Annotated in this window: 9 protein-coding genes; 4 read left to right on the plus strand and 5 right to left on the minus strand. The window is 36.8% G+C overall.

What is annotated here, in order from left to right:
- The 4 genes from argS to plsX form a co-directional block, all read left to right on the plus strand.
- A partial coding sequence (argS, locus tag ACYVTD_RS08900; protein WP_461247425.1) for an arginine--tRNA ligase domain-containing protein occupies window positions 1–778 on the plus strand: 778 nt, incomplete at its 5' end.
- 2 nt (window positions 779–780) lie between these two features.
- Window positions 781–1,257 carry a regulatory protein RecX gene (locus ACYVTD_RS08905; RefSeq protein WP_461247426.1) on the plus strand — a complete coding sequence of 159 codons (477 nt, stop codon included), beginning with the start codon at window positions 781–783 and terminating at the stop codon, window positions 1,255–1,257.
- Window positions 1,226–1,753: a CDP-diacylglycerol--glycerol-3-phosphate 3-phosphatidyltransferase gene (gene pgsA / locus ACYVTD_RS08910; protein ID WP_461247427.1), complete on the plus strand. Its 528-nt coding sequence runs from the start codon at window positions 1,226–1,228 to the stop codon at window positions 1,751–1,753. Before ACYVTD_RS08905 ends, pgsA begins: the two co-directional genes overlap by 32 nt.
- A complete protein-coding gene (plsX, locus tag ACYVTD_RS08915; protein WP_461247428.1) occupies window positions 1,754–2,716 on the plus strand; it encodes a phosphate acyltransferase PlsX in 963 nt (320 codons plus the stop codon).
- Window positions 2,717–2,757: 41 nt separating this feature from the next.
- On the opposite strand, the gene hisE is transcribed toward plsX, so the two are convergent.
- The 5 genes from hisE to ACYVTD_RS08940 all read right to left on the minus strand — a co-directional run.
- Window positions 2,758–3,132 carry a phosphoribosyl-ATP diphosphatase gene (gene hisE / locus ACYVTD_RS08920; RefSeq protein ID WP_461247429.1) on the minus strand — a complete coding sequence of 125 codons (375 nt, stop codon included), beginning with the start codon at window positions 3,130–3,132 and terminating at the stop codon, window positions 2,758–2,760.
- Window positions 3,129–3,917: an ATP phosphoribosyltransferase gene (gene hisG / locus ACYVTD_RS08925; RefSeq protein ID WP_461247430.1), complete on the minus strand. Its 789-nt coding sequence runs from the start codon at window positions 3,915–3,917 to the stop codon at window positions 3,129–3,131. Before hisG ends, hisE begins: the two co-directional genes overlap by 4 nt.
- A 267-nt stretch (window positions 3,918–4,184) precedes the next feature.
- Window positions 4,185–6,008 (minus strand): excinuclease ABC subunit UvrC, encoded by a 1,824-nt coding sequence (uvrC, locus tag ACYVTD_RS08930; RefSeq protein ID WP_461247431.1) that lies wholly within the window; start codon window positions 6,006–6,008, stop codon window positions 4,185–4,187.
- A gap of 2 nt (window positions 6,009–6,010) precedes the next feature.
- Complete coding sequence (locus ACYVTD_RS08935) at window positions 6,011–6,274, minus strand: HPr family phosphocarrier protein (protein ID WP_461247432.1); 264 nt, start codon at window positions 6,272–6,274, stop codon at window positions 6,011–6,013.
- A gap of 51 nt (window positions 6,275–6,325) precedes the next feature.
- Window positions 6,326–6,554, minus strand: a 229-nt coding sequence (locus ACYVTD_RS08940; protein ID WP_461247433.1) for a 5-formyltetrahydrofolate cyclo-ligase, incomplete at its 5' end; no start/stop codon positions are given.

A 6,554-nucleotide genomic window follows, 5' to 3' on the forward strand; every position in this document is an offset into this window, starting at 1 on the left:
AGATGGCGCGGTATGGTTAAAAAGTGAAGACAAGGATGAGGTTTTAAAACGTAGCAATGGCATACCAACTTATTTTGCCGCTGATATCGCATATCATTATAATAAATTTGTAGATAGAAAATTTGATAAAGCAATAAATGTGTGGGGAGCAGATCATCACGGGCATGTTGCACGCATGAAGGAAGCTATGTCCAAATTCGGCATTGAACCCGAGCGGTTGGAGGTCGTATTAATACAGCTTGTTAGATTGATGCGTAATGGTGAAGTCGCAAGGATGAGCAAACGCACGGGGAAAACTATTTCACTTGGAGATTTAGTTGATGAAATTGGTGTAGATCCTGCGAGGTTTTTCTTTAATATGCGCCAGCCTTCTTCGCATTTTGATTTTGATTTAGATTTAGCAACTAAGAAAACTAATGACAATCCTGTTTATTATGTTCAATACGCGCATGCAAGGATTTCAAGCATATTGAAACAAGCTGGTCAATACGAAACGGAACTTTTTTCTAAACTTGAAGATGAAGAGAAAGAGCTGATTTCACATATTGCCAAACTTCCATTAGAATTAAAAATCATTATCGATACAAGCGACCCTTCTAGGCTCGCACACTATTCTATAGAACTTGCTAGGCTTTTCCACTCATTTTATGGCAAACACAAAGTTTTGGTCGAAGAAAAAGAAGTTCGCGACACAAGGCTAACCATAATATTTGCAGTGAAAAAAGTTATTTCTGCTTGTCTATCGCTTTTGGGCGTGTCTAGCCCAGAGAGCATGTAGTTATGCGTCGACCTAAAGATCTTGAGTATGCTAAATGGCTCTCGCAGTACTATCTTTCGTATAGGATGCATACTAGGCGAGAAATTATGGAGAAACTTCATAAAAAGGAAATCGAATGGAGAATAATTTATGAGTGCCTCGATTTTTTGGAAGAGAATAAATTCATAGATGATTATGATTATACGACAAGGTATATAAAAGACAGCGTGAATTTAAAGAAGCATGGTAAAAATAAAATATATCAAAAATTATTCCAAAAAGGCATAAAAAGAGAAGTTTTCGAAAATGCATATAGTGAGTTGGAAGACGACATTGATAATAAGCAAAATATTTTATGTTTAATAGAGAAAAAGAATCCAAGCTTGGAGACATATAAAGACAAGCAGAAGTTGACTAATTACTTGTCTGGCAGGGGATATGCATATGGAGATATTAAGGAGGCAATAGATGAATTTACCCAACAAAATAACATTTGCTAGGATATTACTAATTCCAGTTTTTATTGTGGCGTTTTTCTATGGCAGATATTGGGAAGCCTTGGTTTTGTTCGCGATTCTTTCTGGCACTGATTGGTTAGATGGATATTTAGCGCGAAAACTAAATCAAATCACCACTTTAGGAAAATATTTAGACCCTTTGGCGGACAAGCTTTTGATTATATCGGCATTAATTTTGTTATTGCCTATTGAGCGAATATTTTTCTCTATTTGTTTAATGATCATTTTCATTAGAGATTTTTTGGTAGATGGGTTCTGCACGATTGCTATTGATAAAAAAGTTATTATCCCTGCAAACATTTGGGGAAAGGTGAAAACTTGTACGCAAATAGCTTCGATATTGCTATTCCTTTTTGGGCTTGCTATTTCTAATGAATATGTTTTGACTTCTGCGGCAGTTATTTTGATTATTGCTGTAGGGCTCACAATTGTTTCCGGAGTGATTTACATCGCCGGAAAATGGAAAGAGGTAATGTAGATGAAAATTCTAATAGATGCAACAGGTGGCGATAATGCACCACTCGCTCAAATAAATGCTGTTAACTCATTTGCGTTGCCGAAAGATGTTGAGATTGTTTTACTGGGTGAGAAAAAAAAGATTGGTAAATATGAAGGTAACTTCAAAAAAATATATACCGAGAACGATGTAAAATCCGATGACGATGTTTTGTATGCGATTAAAAATAAAAAGGAATCTTCAATTGCTACGGGCTTGAAATTGATTGCCGACGGTGAGGCAGATTGTTTGATTTCCGCTGGGAATACAGGGGTGCTTGCTGGAATGTCTAGCCTTTATTTACGAAAAATCAAAAATGTGCGCAGGATGGCTTTGGCACCGGTTATAAAATCGTATAAGTCAAATTTTATTTTGCTTGATGCGGGGATTAACACAAACCTCTCTGCAGAACATTATTTGCAACTTGGAGTTATGGGTTCGCAATATATGAAGGCTATGTTTGGGGTAAAAAAACCAAAAGTTGGTTTGCTAAAAGTCGGCGTGGAAGAGAATAAAGGCACTCCGGAATTGGTTGAAGCATATGATTTATTAAAAAAATCCAAATTGAATTTCAAAGGCAACATTGAGGCGCGCGAAGCTTCTAATATGCCTGTCGACGTTTTGGTCGCTGATGGATATGCCGGCAATATATTCCTTAAAACGATGGAGGGGACGGCTGGGCTGATTACGACCAAACTTAAAGAAATTATTTTTTCAAAATTGCAATATAAAATCGGCGGGCTTTTGATGAACAGCGGAATAGGCGCGCTGAAAGACCAGCTTGACTATAGAAAATACGGCGGTTCGGCGATTTTGGGCGTAAATGGACTAGTTGTTAAGGCGCATGGCTCGTCGGATGAAGTCGCATTCAAATATGCAATCAAACAAGCGATTACTCTAATCGAAAACAAAATGATAGAAAATATAACAAAGGCGATCCAATAAAATTCTAGCAAATAAAAACCTGCCAATGGCAGGTTTTTATATTATATAGCGCCTTTGTTGTTAAAAGTTTTTAAATTTTGTTTTTTGTCTAGGCGTTCTGCAATTTTGTTGCGAACATCATCAATTGTTACACCTTGCATAAACATGGCAACCTCGATATTAAAAGCTAAATCGGCTATTTCTTCAATAAGCTTTTCTTTATCGCCATTTTTTATTTCGATTATGACTTCGGCGGCCTCTTCGCCGATTTTTTTGCAAACTTTGTCTATCCCTTGGTCTAACAGGTAGTTGGTGTACGATTTTTCTTTTGGATTGGCCTTTCTGTCTGCAATTTGTGCCATTTCTAACTCAAAAACGCTTTGCTTTGCTTCTTCTGTTTTAGACGGTGCTGCCGCTAACATTTCCCTTGTGTTCATAGTATTAATCCCTTTCTCGCTTTTAGCGGTATATCTCTTCTTGTTAGATAAGGCCTATTGAACTTTTTCTCGGGCGCGCTACATAGCTTTTCTCTTACGTTGCCTTCTATTGATTTCATTAGCTCATTAATAGTAGGGTCTAAGCGAAGCGATGTTTTGTTTACGAGGATTTTGGTAGTGTTTTCGCAGATGTCTTCGTATATCACCAATCCATTAGTGCGCAGAGCATCTCCGCTTTCGACGATATCAACGATTGCATCAACTCCAAGAAATTCGGGAGCAATTTCCGCCGATCCATTGATGGGTTTTATATCGACCTCAATGCCTTTTTTGTCAAAAAAATTCTTGGCTATACCTGGGTATTGTGTGGCGATGGTCAAAATGCCGTTTTCTTGTTTTGCCTGAGTGTAATTCTCGAAAGAACTGCAACCTTTTCCTGCGACACAAATTATCGCATCCTGCAATTGTAAATCCGATGTAAGGGTTGTCGTGTAGTTATTGCCCGACATGGAACCGTATGTATTTTTGCTCGCGAGTTCGTATTCTCTAAAACAATCGAAACCACAGATGCCAACATCTATCATTCCAGAATCTGCATATAGAGGGACGTCTTTTGCTTTGAGCAGAAGAAATACTGTTTTGTCGGTTTTGAAGCAAAGTTTTTTGCCAGTTTGATTTTCCAATTCTGCTTCTAACTCCAGACTTGTGAATTGTTCGGGATCTTTTTGTTTTAATAATTCATACGCACCTTTTGCAATGCGTCCTTTTGGTAATCCTATTATCATTTTTATCATTCCTTTTTATTTTGATTTATAGCTAACAGTTCGAAAACAAAAAACACAGGCGAATGGTTTTCCTGTGTTTGATTTTTATATTATGATGCGATTGTTATCTCAACTCAACATAAAAACAAGAAAACCATTAGTTTTATGATGAGTATGATGAAGTTGTTTTCTTATTCCTGTCATTTTATTTTTCCTTACTGCCTGAATTTTTTCGTCAAGCGATTAGCTATATTTTTATTATAGCAGAACTAACATTTTTTGTCAAGCTTATTTTAGTTCGGATAGAATTTTTTCTGCTAATTCCGTAGTTATACCGCGTAGTTTTGTCAGTTCCTCTAGCTTTGCGTTTTTGATTTTTTTGATTGAGCCGAAGTGTTTTAATAGCATTTCGGCTTTTTTCTTGCCTATGCCATCTATGGATTCTAATTTTGAGTTGAACGTGGTTTTTTTGTGTTTCGTATGGAAACTAGATATAGCATATTTGTGAACCTCGTCTTGAATTCTTGCAAAAAATTTGAAAGAGGAGGAAGCAGGAGATAGATAAATTTCTCCGTCAACGCCGACTACTCCACGTGTTTTATGCTTTTCGTTTTTGACCAAGCCGAATGTAGGGATTTCCAGTTCAAGCTCATTTAAGATTTCCATGCCAGCAGAGAGGTGGCCTTTTCCGCCGTCGAGAAGAATGAGATTTGGCATAGGGAGAAAGTGTTCGTCGCCGCTTAAGCCGCGCAAAAGGCGACGTCTTAAGACTTCTTTAATCGAAGAGTAATCATCGGGATTATAATTTTCTAATTCTTTTATATTAAATTTTTTATATCGCGACTTTTTGAAAACGCCGTTTCCAATCGCGATAATCACGCCTATGTTGTCTGCCCCGTTTATGTTTGAGATGTCTATGCACTCGATGTTATAAGGCAAATCTACTAGGCTTAATGTTTTTTGAACGTCGAATAAAAGTTTGTCGGCTTTCTTTTTATAAATATTATTTTTGAGCAATTTCAGGTTTAGTTCTTCCAGTGAATTTTCGATAGCGATTCTCATGATGTCGCTAGATGCACCGCGCTTGGGAGTGATGATTTCTATTTTTGCGTTTGTTTTGTTTTTGAGCCATCTTTCGATTAGGGTTTTATCATCCGGCTCGTGATTGATAAGAATTTGCGACGGGATTTCGTCTGTCATTTCATAATATTCTTGCAGGAATCGTTTTGCGATTTCATTTAATTCATCGAGTGCGTCGTTGTAGAAATGCGAAGTTTTGCCAATCATCTGCCCGTTGCGGTAGAACAGGATTGTCACGCATGCGAGTTTTCCGGATTTTTCTATTGCGATGATATCTTTGTTGTTGAAATTATTAGATACAATTTTTTGTTTTTGCGAGATAGCGTCGATAGTTATTAGGAAATCTCTATATTTTGCTGCTAATTCAAACTTTTTATGATCTGCAAAAAAATGCATTTTCTCTTGCAAATCTTTTTTTATGTTTTCGTATTTTCCTGTTAAGAATTCTTTTGCATTTATTATGTTTTCTTTATATTCATCGGCTTTGATCTTATCATCGCATGGTGCCGAACACTGTTTTATATGATGGTTTAGGCATGGACGTTCCTTGCCGATATCCTTTGGCAATTTGCGGTTGCAATCTCGAATTTGAAATATTTTTTTGAGCAATAAAATTGTCTCGCGAACTATTTTGGAATTTAAATATGGTCCAAAATATACATGCGCGTCGTCATATCTTTTGCGAGCAAAAATGAGCCTAGGAAAAGCTTCATTAGTTAATTTGATGTATGGGTATCCTTTGTCGTCTTTTAATAGAATATTATATTTTGGTCTATGCTGTTTAATGAGATTGTTTTCCAAAATGAAAGCTTCTAGCTCTGTTTCGGCAATTATATATTCAAAAAAAACTACATTCGATACCATCGTTGCAGTCTTTAGATTATGCGAAGCATTATTGAAATAGGAAGAAACGCGTTTTTTAAGATTCTTTGCTTTGCCGATATATATTATTTTATCGTTCGCCCCGCGCATGATGTATACTCCGGGTTTATTCGGCAGGGTTTTCAAAGAATTTATAATTTCTTGGTTCAAATCTATTCCTTAAAATTGTTTTCGATTAATTCGCCTATTTGTGTTAGAGCGCGTTTTTCATCTTCGCCAGTGGCGATTATATTGACTCTAGCACCCTTGAAAACTCCTAGTGCAAGAAGACCTAAAAAACTTTTTGCGTTTGCGCGTTCTCCGTTATATTCAATCCATATAGACGAAACAAATTTAGAAGACTCTTTTGAAAGCACCATTGCAGGACGCGCATGCAAGCCTTCCTCGTTATTTATTTCGATATTTGAAAGTTGCATATTATTGTATCACCACGCATGAGTATATCATATTTTGCCCATTTTGTCAAATTATAATGCTATTATTCTGTCCATTAAAATGTCGTGCGATTCTTGCGGCAGATAGTCAAAAACATTTTCTTTTGAGGTAAGCCCGATTTTATATATGTTTTTGTTTGCTAAGAACTTATCATAGTACCCGCCGCCACGCCCGAGGCGAATGCCGGAGGTTGTAAAGGCTACGCCGGGGATAATAGCCAAATCAATTTTTTCGACTATTTCAATTTCCTTTGGTTGCATA

It is taken from the genome of Treponema sp. R6D11 (assembly GCF_054786075.1).

Excerpts from the sequence above, each read along its gene's own strand:
- ACYVTD_RS08905 (WP_461247426.1), top strand. The coding sequence starts at position 781 with ATGCGTCGACCTAAAGATCTTGAGTATGCTAAATGGCTCTCGCAGTAC.
- pgsA (WP_461247427.1), top strand. The coding sequence starts at position 1,226 with ATGAATTTACCCAACAAAATAACATTTGCTAGGATATTACTAATTCCA.
- plsX (WP_461247428.1), top strand. The coding sequence starts at position 1,754 with ATGAAAATTCTAATAGATGCAACAGGTGGCGATAATGCACCACTCGCT.
- hisE (WP_461247429.1), bottom strand. The coding sequence starts at position 3,132 with ATGAACACAAGGGAAATGTTAGCGGCAGCACCGTCTAAAACAGAAGAA.
- hisG (WP_461247430.1), bottom strand. The coding sequence starts at position 3,917 with ATGATAATAGGATTACCAAAAGGACGCATTGCAAAAGGTGCGTATGAA.
- ACYVTD_RS08935 (WP_461247432.1), bottom strand. The coding sequence starts at position 6,274 with ATGCAACTTTCAAATATCGAAATAAATAACGAGGAAGGCTTGCATGCG.